The 18,718-nt window shown below is 49.8% G+C and carries 7 protein-coding genes; 3 read left to right on the top strand and 4 right to left on the bottom strand.

The genetic code is table 11. The features are described from left to right. The coding region (locus tag ACVLVH_RS22625; protein WP_498950127.1) for an Ig-like domain-containing protein at positions 1-1,862 on the bottom strand (1,862 nt) is incomplete at its 3' end. 386 nt (positions 1,863-2,248) lie between these two features. Between ACVLVH_RS22625 and ACVLVH_RS22620 the strand changes: the two genes are divergently transcribed. Next, positions 2,249-3,520, top strand: a complete 1,272-nt coding sequence (locus ACVLVH_RS22620) for a hypothetical protein (protein ID WP_498950125.1) — start codon at positions 2,249-2,251, stop codon at positions 3,518-3,520. A 139-nt stretch (positions 3,521-3,659) separates the two neighbouring features. Here ACVLVH_RS22620 and ACVLVH_RS22615 read toward each other — a convergent pair whose 3' ends face one another. Then, entirely contained in the window at positions 3,660-4,370 is a 711-nt protein-coding gene (locus ACVLVH_RS22615; protein ID WP_498950123.1) for a response regulator, read from the bottom strand. Between the two features lie 370 nt (positions 4,371-4,740). Between ACVLVH_RS22615 and ACVLVH_RS22610 the strand changes: the two genes are divergently transcribed. Both ACVLVH_RS22610 and ACVLVH_RS22605 read left to right on the top strand, forming a co-directional pair. Next, entirely contained in the window at positions 4,741-8,262 is a 3,522-nt protein-coding gene (locus ACVLVH_RS22610) for a response regulator (protein WP_498950121.1), read from the top strand. 122 nt (positions 8,263-8,384) lie between these two features. Beyond that, complete coding sequence (locus ACVLVH_RS22605) at positions 8,385-8,996, top strand: LuxR C-terminal-related transcriptional regulator (RefSeq protein WP_498950119.1); 612 nt, start codon at positions 8,385-8,387, stop codon at positions 8,994-8,996. An 87-nt stretch (positions 8,997-9,083) separates the two neighbouring features. Here the strand turns inward: ACVLVH_RS22605 and ACVLVH_RS22600 are convergent, their stop codons facing one another. Next, positions 9,084-12,359 (bottom strand): transporter substrate-binding domain-containing protein, encoded by a 3,276-nt coding sequence (locus tag ACVLVH_RS22600; protein ID WP_498950117.1) that lies wholly within the window; start codon positions 12,357-12,359, stop codon positions 9,084-9,086. A gap of 224 nt (positions 12,360-12,583) precedes the next feature. Further along, a complete protein-coding gene (locus tag ACVLVH_RS22595) occupies positions 12,584-18,475 on the bottom strand; it encodes an invasin domain 3-containing protein (protein ID WP_498950115.1) in 5,892 nt (1,963 codons plus the stop codon). Positions 18,476-18,718 lie beyond the last annotated feature (243 nt).

Here is an 18,718-nt window from a genome sequence, read left to right as displayed (position 1 = left end):
GCGCCGATGATGGACGGGGCGGTGGCGCTGCCGCCGGCAATCAGGTCAAAGCCGATACTGTTGGACTCATCAGAAATATTGCCTGCCGCATCCTGTGATTTTGCGCTCAGCTCATGGTCGCCGTTCACCAGCGCAGGCACCGGAATGAAGCTCCAGCTACCACTCGCATCAGCATGCGTAGAGCCGATGGCTACGCCTTTGTCATAGATAATGACCAGGCTGTCCGGCTCTGCGGAACCGCGCAGTTCAGGCTGCGCGTCGTCAGTGGTGTCGCCGTCGTTAATTACGCCTGTAACGCTGCCCTGATCATCAATCAGTTCGTCAATGGTCGGAGCAACGGGCGCGGTGGTGTCAACAATCACCAACCACGGGTCGGATTCTGGTGAAGTGTAGCCGTTCGGTGTTTCGATGATGATGCTGAAGTTATAGTCGCCGTCAGCCAGATCGGCTGGAGGGGTAAAACGCCAGCCGCCATTTTCATCGGCCACGGTGCTACCGATCGGCACGCCGTCCTGAATGATTGTAACGATGGTGCCTGGCTTCTGGAAGGAGCCTTCCAGTGTCGGTTTCGTGTCGTCAGTGACGCCGCCGTCCGGAATGGAACCGGTGATTGCGCCGACGTCATCAATGATGTCGCCAATGCCTGGCGTGTTGCCTTCGCCGGGCTTGCCTGGGATCTCGGTGTCAATGTTGACCACCCAAGGGTCAGACGGCTCAGAGCGGTTGCCTGCTGGATCGCGTGCAATCACTTCAATAATGTGTTCACCATCCGGCAAACCTGGTGATGGTGTAAATGCCCAGCTACCGTCTGCGCCAACGATGACGCTGCCGATTTCTTTGCCGTTGTCGATGATGATGATAGTGTCGCCAGGAATCTGATCTTTGCCGCTAAAGGTTGGCGTGTCATCGTTGGTCCAGCCGCCGTTACTGATCGGGCCGGTTTTCGGCTCGGCGTCATCTAGCACGCTGTCAATGGTTGGACGCTCAGGAGCCTCGGTATCAATGATCACCACAAACTCGTCGCCAGGCGCACTTTCGTTACCATTATCATCGCGCTCAACCAGTTCAAAGTGGTGCTCACCGTCTTCAAGCGGCGTTTCAGGTGTCCATGTCCAGCTCCCATCCTCGCCTACGATGGTTGAACCAATGATTTTTCCTTCATCACGAATAATAACTGTATTACCCGGCGTGCCGGTGCCCACAAATGTTGGGGTATTATCATCGGTAACGTCGCCGCTTTTAATTGGGCCCTGAAAATCTCCCTTATCGTCAGTAACGTCTTTCAGCACTGGCGTTTCTACGCCGCCGCCCTCTCCACCATCTCCGCCACCGTTATTACCGCCTTTATCACGATTATGGGCAATAGCGGTCGCTAATCCGGCTGCAGCAATGATACCTGCCAAGGCACCCAGCGCAATTAATGCAGGAGATAATGCAAAGGGTGCCAGTGCAAGTCCATCAAGTCCCGTGATGGTGCCTGCGCCCAACACCAGCGCAGAGCTTTCGCCGTCCATCAGGAAGGCGGCGTCGTTATCACTGTCACCATCAGAAGAGATGTATTCGTGCCACTGACCGTCCTCAGCTTTACCTACCAGCTCACCTGGTTTATCGAAGAAACCTTCAATAATCAGCTGAGGCTGTTCGGCATCAGTGCCTTCCAGTATGACGTGCAGGTCTTTGCCCACTCGCTTAACGGTGATGTTTTCAGGTGCAACGCCATTTTGACCTTCAGTCAGAATATATTTGGCACCTTTAATCGCCTTGATTTTAACAGGCTGCCCCACCTTCTCAGTGCGCAGCGCTTCGGCTTTGACAATGGTGTTGTTATCAACCACTGCAGCGTTAACTTGTACGAGACTCATATAGACCCTTTAAACCAATGAGATTCCATACCCAACTTGGGCGGTTATAACTGGGTGGTCCTATTTGATCCTGGCCCAGATAACAGCACTTTTTACAGAATCGTCTCTAAGGGGAATACAGGCACGGTCTTGGAAGGGTTAGTAAAAATATGCAGTAATTCAAAATATTTCATTCAGCTTGTTTAATGAGTGAAATTCAAGGACGGACTGGGTATTAATTAAAGATGATATTTGTGTATGTCTTTTTTGTATCTGATTATGAAGCCTTTAAACGCATAGCCAAATTGGGTCAAGGAATAAAGGGATTGTAAACAAGACCGGGCTTAGTGTTTGCCGTATGGATTTTCATCAGCATAGGTACATTTAAGCAACCGGAATCTACCTTTATGACACAGCTTGAACAACATATTTTCCAGGCACCTCCGGAAGACGGACAACGATCAGAACTAGTCGCTTTTAACGCTACCGATACCTCGGCGCGGCTGGATGAAGATGACTTCGAAGAACGACACGGCAGCAATTATCTTTTACGTCATCACCTGACCGGCTGCTCTCAAACACTTTATACAATCGATTTTCAGAATGACTTTGTTGTCCCATTTGTAGAAACTCTAACGACACCCCAGTTGACTGACGTCGTAAATGCAATTTCCCCCTCCTCTGTCGAAGTCTTCGTAACTGGGACACAGATTGCTGAGCCTCCTACATTCGTATCGATGCTTAGTGACCAGAGTGCACCAGCATCAGTGCAGCAAGACGGCGCACCATTGAATAATGCCCCCCTATCTGAAAATTCTGTTGCTGATCAATATGATTTAACGTCAGTGAAAATCGTACAGGCAGTTTCATCACCACCCGAAATCATTCAGCCAGTCTCTGCTAAGGTATCTGAGTACCAAACCACTCAGTCAAAAATTGCTGAAAGCTTAACGGCAGATTTTAATGATGGCTCATTGGGTGGCTGGAAACTGGGTGATGGGCTGGTAGTGGAGGAAATATTAACGCAAGGCAAACTGCACTTTACGGAGGAGACATTTACCACTGACGAGCCCCTGCTCGAACAGGTATTCTCACTTCAGAGAGGCACTCGTTATCAATTCGAGATGGAAGTTGGATATTCGCAAGGTACCCCACCGCAGATTGATCTTGTGGTAAACGAAATCGCTATACCGATGGAGGTTTATAAGCAGGGCGACAGCTATTATTTACGCGGCGAGTTTGTTGCCAGCAGTAATGAGCCCGTTAATCTGATTATCATGCCCGTCACCCCTCTTACTTCCTCTGCTTCACTCTGGCTCGATAATATCGCCCTTACGCCAGATTATGCGCCATCTGAACAGATTAACCTGCCCTATATGATGCCATTCGTTGATGAGCCAGTGCTCTCATTTGGTATCCTGCATCCTGCAGATACGGAGTTTGAGCCGGTTTTCGCGCCTCAGATTGAGCAAGTGTTAAGTGCTCCCTCTGTCGTGCAGCCCTCCTACAGGCTGGCAGAAATGCCAGAAGAGATTTTAATGCAGGCCGGCGATAGTGTTGCAGAAAATCTGATCTGTGCAGAATGGAATCATCAATCCATCACGCTCCCGGAGTCATTCATTGCAAATGCAGCTATGCCTCATACTGTGAATGATGATTTGGCGTATCTGGTGATTTAATCCGACGAGAATTGCAATCTTAAGTGGTTATTTACTCATCAGTAATTAACCACTTAAGTTTAATTATCAGTGCAGATATATAGATAGCTATACGCCATGATAATAAGGAGAACGATGTTGAAGTGGCGATATGGCTTGATTACTGAAAAAGATCTTCACGATACTTGAACAGTTCAAGGTCAGAGGATAGTCCGAGCTTTCTCATACCGGTTTGTTTGTGCCCACTGATCGTTTTGCGGCTGCGCTTCAATTTCGCCGCGATTTCAAAAATTTCCATTCCGTCCAGGAAACAGCGAATGACTTCCGCTTCCCGTGCTGTCAGTAATTTACTCAGTTCAGTAATGGATTGCATTTCGCCCCCCTGCTCTACTGGCCCGTTAAGCAAAGCTTCATCACGCTTCCGAGAGGGAACCTGAGACAACGCGCTGGCGATATTATCTGGAACATAGCGTTGACCTTTATACACAGCGCGAATGGCATCAAAGTAGACGGAGGTTTCTTCACGCTTACCGATATAGCCTTTAATGCCCACCATATAGGCACTGCGAATAACCGCTACGCTCTCGATAGAGGATGACAGCAAGATTTTCAGGTTTGGGTGACGCACTATGAGTTGCTTAATCAGTGATAAGCCGTCGAGTTCATCGTTATTAAGCACGTAATCCAGCACGAGGACATCTACCTCACTTTCATGCGTACGTAAAAAGGTAAGCAACTCACTGCTGTGACCAAAGCTTCCAACTATGGAAGTATCCGGTTCATTCCGGGCAACCACTTCAAATGATCGACGTATAATTGGATGATCGTCCAGCAATGCAATACGAATGGTTGGGCCTTTCATACCTGTCATACCTTGCCTCTTTATTGTGACCCCAGGAACCGATGGGCCGATTAATTTCATAATTTGATTCAGATGATCTGCAGGGAGTGCCAAAACGAATTGCAGAAACACACATACAATTCTTTAAAACGTCATCATCTACGTCGCGCAAAACGAGTTGTAATTGGGATAATTCTTGTTTTTATCGGGCTCCATTCCTATGAGACGCGTCTTGGTTCGTTGTCCGGACTCAGACCCAGCCTGGATTAATATAGGAATAACTATCCAATAATAGTCAAATCTGACCCAATACATTTCATTGCTTAGCTATGATACTGACACATCTGCCGCTAGGCTGTTGCTATCACTGTGATTACTTTGTAGGAAATTTCTGCTTCATATGCGCCTTTTTCTTATCGTCACCCTCTTCCTGCTTAACGGCATTGCGTGTTCTGCCGCAATCGCCTCAGGCGCAACCGAGTTGACACTACAGCCGCGTATGCAGGTGTATCAGCCGCAGGTTCAGCTCAATGCTCATATTCATAACTGGTTAAAGGAACACCCGGAAATTCGTGTGGCAGTCTGGGGGCCGTCCCATCCTCCACTGGGGGAAGGAATGGAGCTCGGCATCTATCAGGGGATTAACGCAGATTATCTGGCCGCGATTCAGAATATATTGCAGGTAAAATTTCGGATTTTTTATTACCCAGACAGTAAGGAGGCGATGGAAGCGCTTCGTCTCCATCAGGTGCAGATGCTGGCCCTGTGGGATGGAGCACGTTGGCCTGATAATAACATCATAGCCAGTATCCCCTGGCTCATAGATGAAAATGTTCTGCTCATGCAAAGTAAGGAAAATCTTACCAATCATTCACAGGGATTGATCGGGGCGATACAGGATGAAATTACCCCTAAAAGCCTGCGTCAAAACTACCCTGCTGCGCAGTTTCGCTTTTTCAGCAATTACGACATGGCTGTTAATGCTGTACTCATCGGACAATTCCGCGCCTTATGGCTAAACCGTACGACGGCTGAATATCTTGTTCGATATCACCAATTGGAAAACGTGCATCTGCACCCCAGTACGGCATTGAGCACTCAAAATTTCAGCTTTGGCGTCGATCGGCACCTAACACTACTTCATGCATCTTTAAACATCGCGCTGGAACAGCTGCCTTTAGCCAGCCGCATCCATATTGCTGCAGGCTGGGGAGTAGATCGCCGCTCGGTGATTAAGCAAAATCCCCTTGGACTGACAACAGAAGAAGTACAGTGGTTAAAAAATCACGTACAGATTGAGGTGTTGCTGAATCAGCAGGATCCGCCCCTGAGTTACCGCAATAACGATGGACTATTTGAAGGTTTAATTATTGACATACTGGATGAGCTTAAAGAGCGCTACAATCTGCAGTTCACCTATTACGGTTACGATAATGCAGAGCAACTCGCGGCAATGCGTTTACAACACCCTGACGCACTAGTGACTAACCACTGGCATCAGCAATCGGCGAGTACCCTGGACGCCTATCATGCGGTGCTGTTTACCACACCCGCGGTTGTAGTAATGAGCAAAGATGTCGCCCTGCCCAATTCATTTAACGATCTCAAAGGAGAGCGACTGAGTATCAGCCGTGACAACCCGCTGATTCCCTGGATTGAGACGTGGTATCCCTCAGTCAGATTGGTAAAAGCTGATTCAACCGGTGCGGCCATGCAGTTGCTTAATATGCAGCGAGTGCGGGGGGTGGTTATTCCTCAGCTGGCCGCCAACTATTTGTTACGCGAACATCAGGATAATGCGCTTCGCCTGGCGGTGTCAGTGCCGACACCATCACTTAGCCTGATGATGAGTTCTGCGGACAACAGACTGCTTCCGATACAGATCATTCGCAAAGCGTTAAACGATCTTTCCCCGGATAGAATGATGTCGCTTGCCGCTCCCTGGCATAAGTTAACCCCACCAGCCCGCGAATCCTGGCGTGATCATCTGGTGAGCACGCTGGTATGGTCCATCCTTACCCTTCTGATAGTGATTGCCGGAGCGTGGTGGATAGTTCATCTTTACCGGATCATTCAGCGTGGAAAGCTGCTGCAAGTTGAGCTCACCAATCAGTTAAGCTTTACACAAACACTCATTGACAACACCCCGGTCGCAATTTATGCCCGCGATCGGGCTGGACGCTTAATTCATTTTAATCGGAGCTGGAGCGACACCGTTAAACGCTCCGGAGAAGCGTTGTTGGGCAAAACCATTGCTGATATAGACAGTATGGATGCTGCTGACATTACGCATCTTGAGCAACGTTATCAGCAGGTTTTAGCTCTGGGCGAAGAACAATACTGGTCCGGCTCACTGAAATTTGATGGAGAGAGCCGGCTGCTATCAGGCTGGTCTGTACCGTGGCGCGATAATAATGAAAAGGTCGGCGGGTTAATTGGTGGCTGGCTGGATCTCAGTGAAAAAGAGAAGCTCATTGCCAACCTCAAGCAAGCAAAAGATGAGCTTGAGCAGGTCAATGCCAGTAAAAATGCCTTTATGCAAAGCATGGGGCATGAGATACGCACCCCCCTCAATGCCATAATCGGCCTGCTGGAAATTGAGCTGCAGCAGCCACAAGCGTGCACTAATGAAAATCTGCCGTTAATCTGGGAGGCCGCGTGTAGCTTGCTGTCACTGATTGGCGATGTGTTCGATATATTCCGCGCTGATAACCAGCAGCTTAAGGGGCTGGTACGTGTGGTTAATCTGCCTCAGTTGATAGAGAGCATAACGGCGCTCTACCGACTCCAGGCCGAAGAAAATGGCTTGAAGCTTGAAGCGGAGTACGAACTTAAAACTGAAACGTTCTCCATTGACTCACTTATGCTGATTCGGATGTTCTCAAGCTTGATACGAAACGCCATCAAGCATGGGGCTGGGGAAGTAATCTCTGTCGCCGTGTATCAGGGGCGAACTGAACCAGACGCTCCCACCGTGCCTTTGGTCATTGAGGTAGCCAATCAGGGCATCATTCAGCAGGAAAAAATGTCAGAAGCACAGTCAACAGGATGGTCTGAAACTGGAATGACGCTTGCCGCCTGCAAAAAAATGGCAGACGGCATTGGCGCTGAGCTGACGATTGAAAGTGATGAAGAAGACACGGTGGTCAGTTTTCATTTTTATGCAGAGCCAGTTACTGAAGAACTACGCCATCAGCCTGCAACCAGCGAGGCTGTAATTCCACGGATGAACATCATGATCGTTGATGATTACGCACCCGGCCGCCGCGCATTGCGTCAGCAATTAGAAAGTTGGGGGCATAAGGTTACTGAAGCGGAAAATGGACTCGACGCGCTTACGCACTGGGATTTTGAACCGGGGATTGACTTGATCATAACCGACTGCACCATGCCGGAAATGGATGGCTTTGAGCTGGCCCGGATATGGCGCGGTCGTGAAGCTAAACAGCGCGCAACACGGATACCCATTTTCGGCTTAACTGCTTTAACCGGCCCCGAAGCCAAACAACGCTGTATTACATCAGGCATGGATGAATGTCTACTTAAACCGCTATCAGCTAATGAATTGCGCACTATTCTGGCTGGCCTCTTCCCTTCTCATACATTGGCTGAGGAGAATACACTGCAATATGCCGTGCAAACGCCTGAAATAATGGCAGAAATATTATCAATAAATCAGGAAGATGCACTCGCGCTGCAGCAGTTTCTTAATGAGGAAAATCACGAAGAAACGGGGCGAATGGCACACCGTATTCTTGGCGGAGCAAATCTTATGCGTGAGCAAAGACTCGTTGAAGCCTGTGAGGCGGTAGAGCGTGCCTGTAACGAAAATCGGGATTGGTCAGAAATTATTTCGCTGGTGGAATTGCTATTGACTGAAATAGATAGTGTTAATAATAAGTTAATTGAAAAGTTATCCTAAAGTGCGTTTGAGTCATTTTTTCTTAATAAAAGCTAATATTACACCGCTTCACAGACCTGTCCTGTATATCCTTTATACTAAATATGCGAGATTAAGCCATGGAATACACAAAGGTAAAGATTATGGAGAAGATTGTTATTTTTGATAACAGCCCGCTGGTTATTGCTGGGTTAGAATATATTTTACAGGGTTCTGATTTTGATGTGGTCGCAGCTACCTCTAACGCAGACACCTTTTTTTCTCATATTATACTGGAAAATCCTGATTATGTTATCATCGATCCCCATTCGATGAAAGATGAGTCTATACAGCGTCTTAATTATTTAAAAAAACTTTTTATTGACTTGAAAGTGATAATTTTTTCCAGTTCCAACGCCATGTTCCATTTGATGCGCAGTTACCGATTTACTCTGGAAGCTTATCTTGATAAAAATCAACCACTTGAGAATCTACTCCGGGTATTAATCACTCAAAAGAATGACGATGCCTTGACCAGTTTTCGTCCGGAATGTGTATATAAAATATTTAATGCCCCCGACAATTTATTGCAATTAACTAACCGTGAAATCCAGGTTTTATATAAAATAATCACAGGTAAAACTAATAGAATCATTGCTGAAGAAATGTTTTTAAGCAATAAAACAGTCAGTAGTCATAAACGCAATATTATGCACAAAATCGGCGCCAAAAGCCTGAGGGACGTGTTTGATTTTGCAAAACTCCATGGATTGTAGTCACCCTGAATGTTCTTTTGATATAGATTGTGGAGCCGATACTCGACTCCACATTGTTACTTTTTCACAGACTACTGCAGCGCAACCTTATTTATTCTGCTCAGAAAATTCATTCAGGGCCTTAGCGAGCATTTCGATCGAACAGGGCTTAAATAAACATCCGTTCATTCCCGCGTTCAGGCAGCGTTCAACAACTTCCTGCATAGCATTAGCAGTGAAACCAAAGATCCATATGGGTTTCTGCCCATTATCTTTCTCGAAATCACGAATACGTTGAGTAAGCTGATATCCATTTACATTGGGCATATTGCAATCAGTGATTAATACATCAAATTCATGTTGCTGCCACAGTAAAAAACCTTCCGTTGCATCCGCAGCCGCATGGGAATGATGGCCTAACCAGGCTAATTGTTTTGCCATGAGAATCCGATTCGCTGCATTATCATCAATTACCAGCACCTTCAACGCAGCCTCTTCCGTAACAGGCACAGCCGCATTTTTCGTCACGTTTTTCACCGATGAGTTTGCCAGTTCCAGTTCAAATTCTGCACGTACCAGCGTGCCTTCATGCAGCACGCTGCTCAGCGTCAGCCCGCCCGACATGGCCATACACAAGGTCCTGCTGATATAAAGGCCTAAGCCCGTACCGGCACGACGATTATCCGCCTGTGCAAAAGGTTTAAACAGGGCTTTCTGCTGTTCAGCGGGTATGCCTACACCGCTGTCCTTTACACTGATGACATAGCGAGCTAAACGCTTTTCCGTATCGATAATTTGCTCAAGGTGAAGATGTACACCGCCGTAATCCGTAAATTTGATAGCGTTGCTGAGAATGTTTGACAGCACCTGTTTTATGCGCAAAGAATCACCAATCACGTCAACGATTGGCTCACTAGGAAATGTCTTATTCAGCAGTATGTTTTTATCCAGCGCCAGCCCATTAAAGATGACCATTAACTGGTTTATCAGGTTACCCAGGTTCAGTGGGCCGGGATTGAATTCCAGATGTCCCCCTTCAATACGCGACAAGTCCAGGATATCCCCGACTAAACCTATTAATCCTTCTGCCGCCTCGTGCGCCACTTCCAGCGCCTGTAAATCGTGTTTACCTTCTCTGCCAGACTTAATAGCCATATCCAGCATGCCAATAACTGCATTCATTGGGGTCCGAATCTCATGGCTCATTGTCGATAAAAAAGTTGACTTTGAACGATTAGCTTCTTCAGCTTTTTCAGTTGCTTCAGACAAATTACGTAATAACTTCAATCGTTCTGAAATGTCCCACATGCCAGTAATTACACCAACCACGTTTCCCTGTTCATCGTGCCAGGGTGTAAGCCAGATATGGGCTGCTTTCTCTTCAGAGGTGTCCTGATGTAACAGTGTATATTCACGGTCAACTGAAAAAGGTCTGTCGTATTTGATGGAGTCCATAATCTGGTTATGCCAGAAGTCGATCTCGTCAGCTTGCAAATAAGGCGGTGTTTCAACGAGCGTGCGCCCCTGCAGCTGGTCATAGGTCAATGAAGTTCTCTCAACATAAAGCTGATTGCAATAGATAAGACGCCCCTCCCTGTTGCGTAATGCCATGGGAAATGGCAAGCCTTCAACGAGCTTTTCAAGCATCCGCAATTGCTCAGTTACGCGTTTACGCGCTAATTCAGCCCGATTCATTTGCTTACGTAGCCATAACAGGCGAGCCAGTGTCATCAGCAGGATGATGGCGGTGACAAGCCCAGACACAGTCAGTGTGACTCGATTTCGTTGCCAGAAGCTATCAATCACCACCATATTATTTGGCCGCCACCGGTTCGCAAGAATTTCCAGTTGATCGGGCGGCGTTGAGCGGAGAATTTTATCAAGAATAGACAGAAGCTCTGGATCTGCCTTACCTACACCAAACGAAAGATATGCCGGATCCCCGCCGATGGTATTGACAATTTTAAGCTCGTCACGAAATCGTTTATTAATCTTATAATCCGCAGTAATCACGATGCTCACAAGCGCATCCGTCTTTCCTGTTGCTACGCTGTTAAACATCTCATCATCATTACCGTAATAAACCAGCCTGATTTCCGGATAACGTGCTTTAATTTCATCAGCAAGGGCAGCTTGTTTCACAACGGCAAGCGTTTTTCCGCGCAGGTCTGCAAGATCCGTGATGTTATTTTTTTTGGTTCCGGTTACTAATACAAACGCGCTGCGGTTATAGGGATAGGAAAAATTAATTTGTTCTTGCCGGGCACGGCTAGGTGCCAATACCGCGATCATATCCGCCTGCCTGGTGTTCACCTCCTTGAGGATACCATCAATGGTATCGCCCCTTTTAAAGCTAAACCGTAATCCGGTTTTCAGTCCTACCCAGGCCAGCACATCCAGCGCTATACCATGCACCTCTCCGTACTGATCAAAAAAGGCAACAGGTGCGAAATTATCCCGACCATATATCAAAACTTTGACGACGGGATGCTCCTTAACCCACTTCTGTTCATCAGCGCTCAGTACCAGTGGTTGACTGATGTGCAGCAAATCACTTTCAACACCCGTCTGCCAGTATTGCTGTATCCTGAATTCTGTTCCCTGCGGTATCTCCGCCAGGATTTGATTAATTAAAGTATGTAAAATGGTATCGCTTCGACGCAAGGCAAAAACAATTTTCCGCGCAGGTATTTTGGCAACGCGCTCTATGCGAAGATTATTTAGATAGTTGCGTACAACGGGATAACTGTTACCAATATATACCTGTGCATTATTAAACGCGACCGCGCTGAGTGCCTCCTGGTAGGTATCATATATTTGAAAACGGGCCTTTGGATAAACTGCCTTCACAACATCCAGCGGTAAATAATCCGCAGCCATCGCCACGCGCTTATCAGCCAAATCAGCGGGAAGCGGTTCGGCGTTCGTGCTTCTAATGGCAATCAACGGTTGCTCTGCTGCATAGGCGGCGGAAGAAATATAACTGTTTGTGGGCGGAAAAGCAGTGATACTGGGTATGAGATCTATTTCGCCTCGAGCGAGGGCACGCCATAATAGCTCATCACGCTCATAGCGTACAACGTTGACCTTGAGATTCAGTCTGGCCGCCACAATAGCCAGATAATCGGCGCTTAGCCCTTCATATTCATGATTTATGGTGCGCAGACTGTATGGGGGCGCATCATTAACACGGATGCCTATGTTAAGCACCCTTTTATGTTGTAGCCAATTTTGCTGTTCAGGGGTAAGCGTAAGAGCAGGCGAATCTGGCGCATGTATGTGCGACAGCAGTGTCCATGATGCCGGACTCTCCGCTCTGGCGTGGATTGGTTGCAGAATTACAACCAGAAATAACATTCTGAAAATGTAAACAATCTGCGCCAAGTTCATCCATCCATTAACTGATTTTAAGTACAGCTTACTAGTTACTTAACTTAGCATCGCTATGAGGGTTTTCTACTAAATCGTTGTTTATAGTCAATACCATGGAAAGAAAATACTCCAGGCGCAGTCTTCTTCCTCTATTGTTTAAAAAAAAAGCCCGCTAAATCAAGCGGGCCCGATTCTGAATGAATCAAAATGATACTTTCCAATTCACCTATTTATGATCACAGCGCCTTCACACACATCATGCGATGGGTCGTCCCCTCGGTTGAGCGGAACAGATTTCCTGTTGCCAGTGCAATGGAATCCCTTTCACCGGAAATGCCGCCGGTATTCGTACTGGTGCGGTATCCATAGTTACCGAACCCACCGTTAGCTGCACCTCCCCACTCGCCGTACAATGTACCTACAGCGCGCGTACCATCGCTACCAATGGTCGTTGCATTAGTTACATTCGCTGATGTTGGCACGGACATACCGTTTGTACTGCAAAACGATGATACGGCACTATAGTTGCCAGGAGTAGAACCATTGTTGATAAACCAGCTGACGGGATTGAGCGTATAGCTGCCCATCGATACTGTTGTTGCATTATGCTTTACCTCAAGCCTGGCTGTTTTCGCAGCCGTCATACTACCGACTACGGTGACCTTACCAGTAGCAGTGACACTTACCGCTGCATTGTCTGACGTAAAGGTATATTGACCAGAGGCAGGTGTTGAACCATTAATTTTCAACTGGAACGTTGCGCCCTGGTACACAGTCTGAGGGAATCCTTCGCTCAATGAAAAGATATGCCCTGCGGTCTCAATTCCGGATAAAGCCAAAAACGTAACCGATGTTCCCGCCATGCTCAACCCGGCGCCGTTCACTTCAACACCAATAGTCGTGCTTCCGTAATCGCTACCTGTCAGTTCTGCGCTGTATGTCCCATCATTGTTATCCGTTACGCTGCCGACATTGCTCCCGGACAGGCTGGTAACGAATGTGACTGACTGACCACTCACTGGATTATCATTACGATCTTTCAGCACCAACCTGAGGATGGAAGTCGCATTGCCATTAGCAACGATGCTTGATTCTGAAGCACTTAATGTTGACTTCGTCCCGTCAAGGTGGGCGCTGTCAGCCATTAGTGTTACGTCAGTGGCAGTCACTGCAAATGCCTTACCATCTATTGTCACCGTAATGCTTGATCTACCCGATTTCGTACCCGTTAGGGTTGCGGTGTACGTACCGTCACCATGGTCCAGCACGCTGCCGAAGGCGCTGTCATTAAGGCTGCTGACGAACGCCACCGCCTGGCCGCTAACCGCGTTATCGTTACGATCGCGAAGCGTCAGGGTGATAACAGAGCCGTCAGCACCGTCCGCCACAATCGCTGGCCGGGATGCAGTCAACAGAGACCTGCCTGTGTCAAGGTTACTGCTGTCCGCCGTCAGGGAGACGTTCACCGCTGCTACGGCAAAGTTACTGTCATTTACCATTGCCGTAATACTGGTATCGCCCGCTTTCGAACCGGTCAGGGTACCGGTGTAAGTTCCATCTCCGTTGTCTGTCACGCTGCTAACGGCGCTACCCGCAAGGCCGCTGCTCAACATCACTACCTGGCCGCGAACCGCGTTATCGTTACGGTCCTTAAGCGTAAGCGTGATAACCGAACCGTCCGCACCGTCCGCCACAATCGCTGGCCGGGATGCATTCAACAGTGACTTGCCTGCATCAAGGTTGCCGCTGTCTGCGGTCAGAGTGACCGTCGCCGGAATTACAGCAAAATTGCTGCTGTTGATTGTTGCCGAAATGCTGGTAGCTCCCGCCGTAGTCCCCGTCAGTGTGGCTGAGTAGGTGCCATCCCCATTATCGGCTGCACTGCTCACTGCGCTGCCCGGGAGGCTGCTGACAAATGCCACCGCCTGGCCGTTTACTCCATTATCGTTGCGATCCTTCAGCGTCAGGGTGATCACCGAACCATCGGTACCGTCTGCCACAATCACTGGCCTGGATGCGTTTAACAATGACTTGCCTGCGTCAAGGTTACTGCTGTCAGCCGTCATAGAGACATTAACCGCTGCTACGGCGAAACTGCTGTTGTTAATCGTAACCGTAATGCTGGCACTGCCCGCTTTCGTTCCGGTCAGAATACCGGTATAAGTGCCGTCGCCGTTGTCCCTGACACTATCGATCGTACTGCCACTCATATTGCTCATGAATGCCACGCTCTGGCCGCTTACCGGATTGTCGTTACGGTCCTTCAGCGTAAGGGTGATAGCCGAACCGTCAGTACCGTCCGCCACAATCACTGGCCTGGATGCAGTCAACAGAGATTTACCAGCGTCAAGGTTGCTGCTGTCTGCAGTCAGAGTGATCGTCGCCGGAGTTACGGAAAAAATGCTGTCGTTAATCATGGCCGTGATACTTGTATCGCCCGCTGCGGTACCTGTCAGGGTGGCAGAATAAGTGCCGTCACCGTTATCAACTACGCTGCTCACCATGCTGCCAGCAAGGCTGCTGCTCAATGCCACTTTCTCACCGCTTACCTTATTGTCATTGGCGTCTTTCAACGTCAGGGTGATCACCGACCCGTCAGTACCGTCAGCCACAATTGTTGCCTTAGATGCGCCCAACGTAGACTTACCTGCATCAAGGTTGTCGCTGTCCGCTGTCAAGGAGACGCTCGTAGCCGTCACACCAAATCCAACGCCGTTAACGCTGACGGTAATACTGGTGCTGCCCGCTTTTGTGCCGGTCAGGGTAGCTACATAGGTACCGTTACCCTTGTCTGTGACGCTGCTCACCCCGCTGCCGTTCAGGCTGCTGTAGAACACCACCGCCTGACCACTCACGACGTTGTCGTTGCGGTCCTTTAATGTCAATGTGATCACCGAGCCGTCAATGCCGTTAGCTACAACAGATGCCTTTGATGCACCCAGCGTCGAATTAGCGCCATCAAGGTTGCTGGTGTCCGCAGTCAGGCTAACGTTCACCGCCGCGACTGCGAACGCCTTACCATTGATGGTCACCGTAATCGTCGCGCTGCCGGATTTGGTGCCAGTGAAGTTGGCGGTATACGTGCCGTCACCGTTGTCCGTGACGCTACCCGGGCTGGTGCCCGAGAGGCTACTGGCAAACGCCACCGTCTGCCCGCTTACCACGTTACCGTTGCGATCCTTCAGCGTCAGCGTAATGACCGATGCATCGGCGCCGTTGGCAACGACAGAGCCTTTAGAAGCGCTGAACGCCGACTGAGTTGCATCCAGGTTTTCGCTATCCGCCGTCAGGCTGACGTTCACCGCAGCAACGTTGAAGCTGTTGCTGTTGACGGTTGCCGTAATGCTGGCGCTACCTGCTTTCGTGCCCGTCAAGTTTGCCGTATAGGTCCCGTCACCGTTATCTGTTACGTTTGCAAGCGTGCTGCCGCTCAGGCTGCTGGCAAAAACCACCGTCTGACCGATGACCGGATTATCGTTACGATCTTTGAGCGTCAACGTAATGCCCGAAGCGTCTGTACCGTTTGCCACAATTGATGATTTAGTTGCATTCAACGTGGACTTGCCTGAATCAAGATTACCTGAATCTGCCGAAAGGCTGATGTTCACAGCTGCGACTGAAAACGCCGTACCGTTCACGCTGGCAGTTATCGTCGCGGTGCCGGATTTGGTGCCGCTAAAACTCGCGCTGTAGCTGCCGTCACCATGATCCGTTACGCCGCCTGCCGCCGTACCGCTGAGGCTACTGAAGAACACTATCGTCTGACCGCTCACCGGATTACCGTTGCGATCTTTGAGAGTGAGATTGATGAGTGTGTTGTCAGCCCCGTCCGCCACAATCGCGGGCTGTGCTGCGCTGAGAACTGACTTACTCGCGTCAAGGTTACCGCTGTCTGCGGTAAAGTTTACCAACGGCGCGTTCACAGCATTACCGTTATTAACCGTTGCGCTTACCTGTAAAGGGGTCGCTACTACACTTGTCAGCTTCACACTGGCAATACCCGTTGTGTCAGTATCGCTGCTTTCTGTACTGAGTTTACCGCCATCGGCACCCCAGGTGACGGGGACACCCGGAACCGGATTGCCATTGGCATCGATGATGCGCGCGCTGAAGGTAACACTATCCTGACCATCAGCCAGCGCGCTGTTGCGGTCCACGCTCAGATTGCCTGCCGGAAGTGTTGCAGAGCTGCTATCAGCAATAAAGCGCGCATTAACCCGTGCGCTGCCACCGTTAGGCGTTGTCGCCGTGACTGTTACTGCTTCGGCCACCGTATTAGTGAAGAGCAGGGTTACATAGCCATCTTTATCGCTGGTTGCCGTAAGGCTGCTGCCCGCCGCAACCTGCGCCGTGCCGCTCAGTGTGAAGGCAACCGACACATCAGGTACGGGGTTACCATAGGCATCAGTCACTCGCGCCTTCGCCTGGCTTTCATTTTTGCCGTTAGCGATGACATTATCCATTACCAGCTGAATATCGCCCTCTTTCACCACAGCCGAAGCCGCATCACTTACCTGCCGCACAGATACCGATGGCAGCGCCAGCGTATCTAAAGCAGGCGAGACGATCGCAACAGAGGCGCGCGTGCCGGCAGTAAGGGTCAGCGCATATACGCCGCTTTCCCGTTCCGTCACATCCCCGAGCGTTGCCGCTTTCACTGATACGGGTGCAGCTTTAGCCTTGCTTATGACTTTGTTGCTGGCCTTCTGCTGTATGGGGTCAGCCTGCTCTTCAACCTCAACCTTCAGATCGGCCCCCAGGCCGCTGACCGGCTGCCCCTGTTCATCCGCCAGCGTGATAATAATATCGGAAGTGGTAGCGCCATCAGCCGGAAGGACGTTCACCGATGAGGTGGTCGTGCTGTTGGTCGCGCTGACTGCAGGACGGGTAACGGTAACCTTCGTGGTCGCAACTTTCGAAGCATTGTTGCGCGTATCGTACGCTACGCCACTCAGCAAATGTGTGTTCGCGGTGCCGGCGAGGTATTTTGGCATCACCAGCTGATAAACGCCGTTACCCGCGTCCATCACCTTACCGCCTGCGGCAATCACTGCAGCGTCGTTCCAGACGATTTTCTCCAGGCCGTATTTAGCTTTAAGGGTGTACGCGATGGGCTGCGTGCTGCCGCTCTGCCCTGCAATTTCTTTAGGCAGGGTCAGTTCAATAAGCTGCTGCTTGCGGTATTCCAGTACGATCGTGTTGTTACGCTCGACGAGATCCATGCCGCTTCCAACCAGCGTACGCTTTGCACCCACGCCAGCCGGGTCAAGCTGCGATGCAAGCGACTGCCCCAGTTGCCAGGAGAGTTGAAGGCCGAAAACGGTGTCGTTCTGGCTGCCGCTCTTTTTATGATCCACATTGAAGGAGACCAGCGGGACCGGCGTCCAGCTTAGACCGGCGGTAACGGCCCGGGGATCCTTCTGGCGGTTGTCCTTGCTCAGCAGTGCCACTTCATTTCCATAGTATTGTTCGTACATCAGGCGTCCGCCAAGAGACGGATAGGATGGCAGCCAGGCCTCAGCGCGCACGTCGAAGCCGTTAGCCGGACGCGCGTCATAATCTTCAACGTCCACTGAGTTGCGCCAGCCTGACAAACGCCAGTACCCGTTGCCTGACAGTTTAAGGTAGTCCCGCCACGCCTCGACACCGGTCCCCACGCGCTTATGGCCGCGGCTGAAGTTCTGATCGTAGAACGCGTTGTAACCCAGCATCCACTGGCTGTCAGTGAAGTGGCGCTGACCCAGACCGAAGTTCCCGGTGAACTGACCATCAACATTGCGGAGGCCATTCTGGGTGAATAAAAGCCGGGAATCGCTTTTGTAAAGCGGGACCAGCAGGTCCGCTGAGCCGGTGCGAGGTTTGAAGCGATCGTCAGTACCCAGCTCGACGCGGGCCGTGCCGAATTTCTGCATCCACTGCTGGATTTCCTGCGTCGCGGCGCCGGTTGCCTGCTGGGCCGCCATGCCGCTGAGGTTGCCCGCCTGTGCCGCCTGACCAATGGTGCTGAAGTGGCTGGCAGCGCGTCCGTAATAGGCATCCTCCTCCTGTGAGTTAAGCGCAGCCTGCACGGTGATGGCCCAGAAAGGGGTGAGTGCTACACCAACCTGAACGGCAATTTGTGCCAGCACAAAGCGTCTGATTAGCGCGGGTAGCTTAGATGGCGAGTTTGATACTCTGTCGTGACCCAGCATAAATAAAGATTCCTGAGAAAGTCCAAATCCGTGCCAGCTGTTACAGGTGAAGAAGCGGCACAACGGATAAAATTTCAGGATTATTCTTAATAATTAATTATTCTCAGGCTGCAAGCCGCGTCTTGGAAATAGGGGGGCTGTTTGTGTTATGCGGCTGCATAATAAAATAAAACTCAATTA

The sequence above is a fragment of the Kluyvera sp. 1366 genome (assembly GCF_054823405.1).
This window is presented reverse-complemented; position numbering and strand designations above follow the sequence as displayed.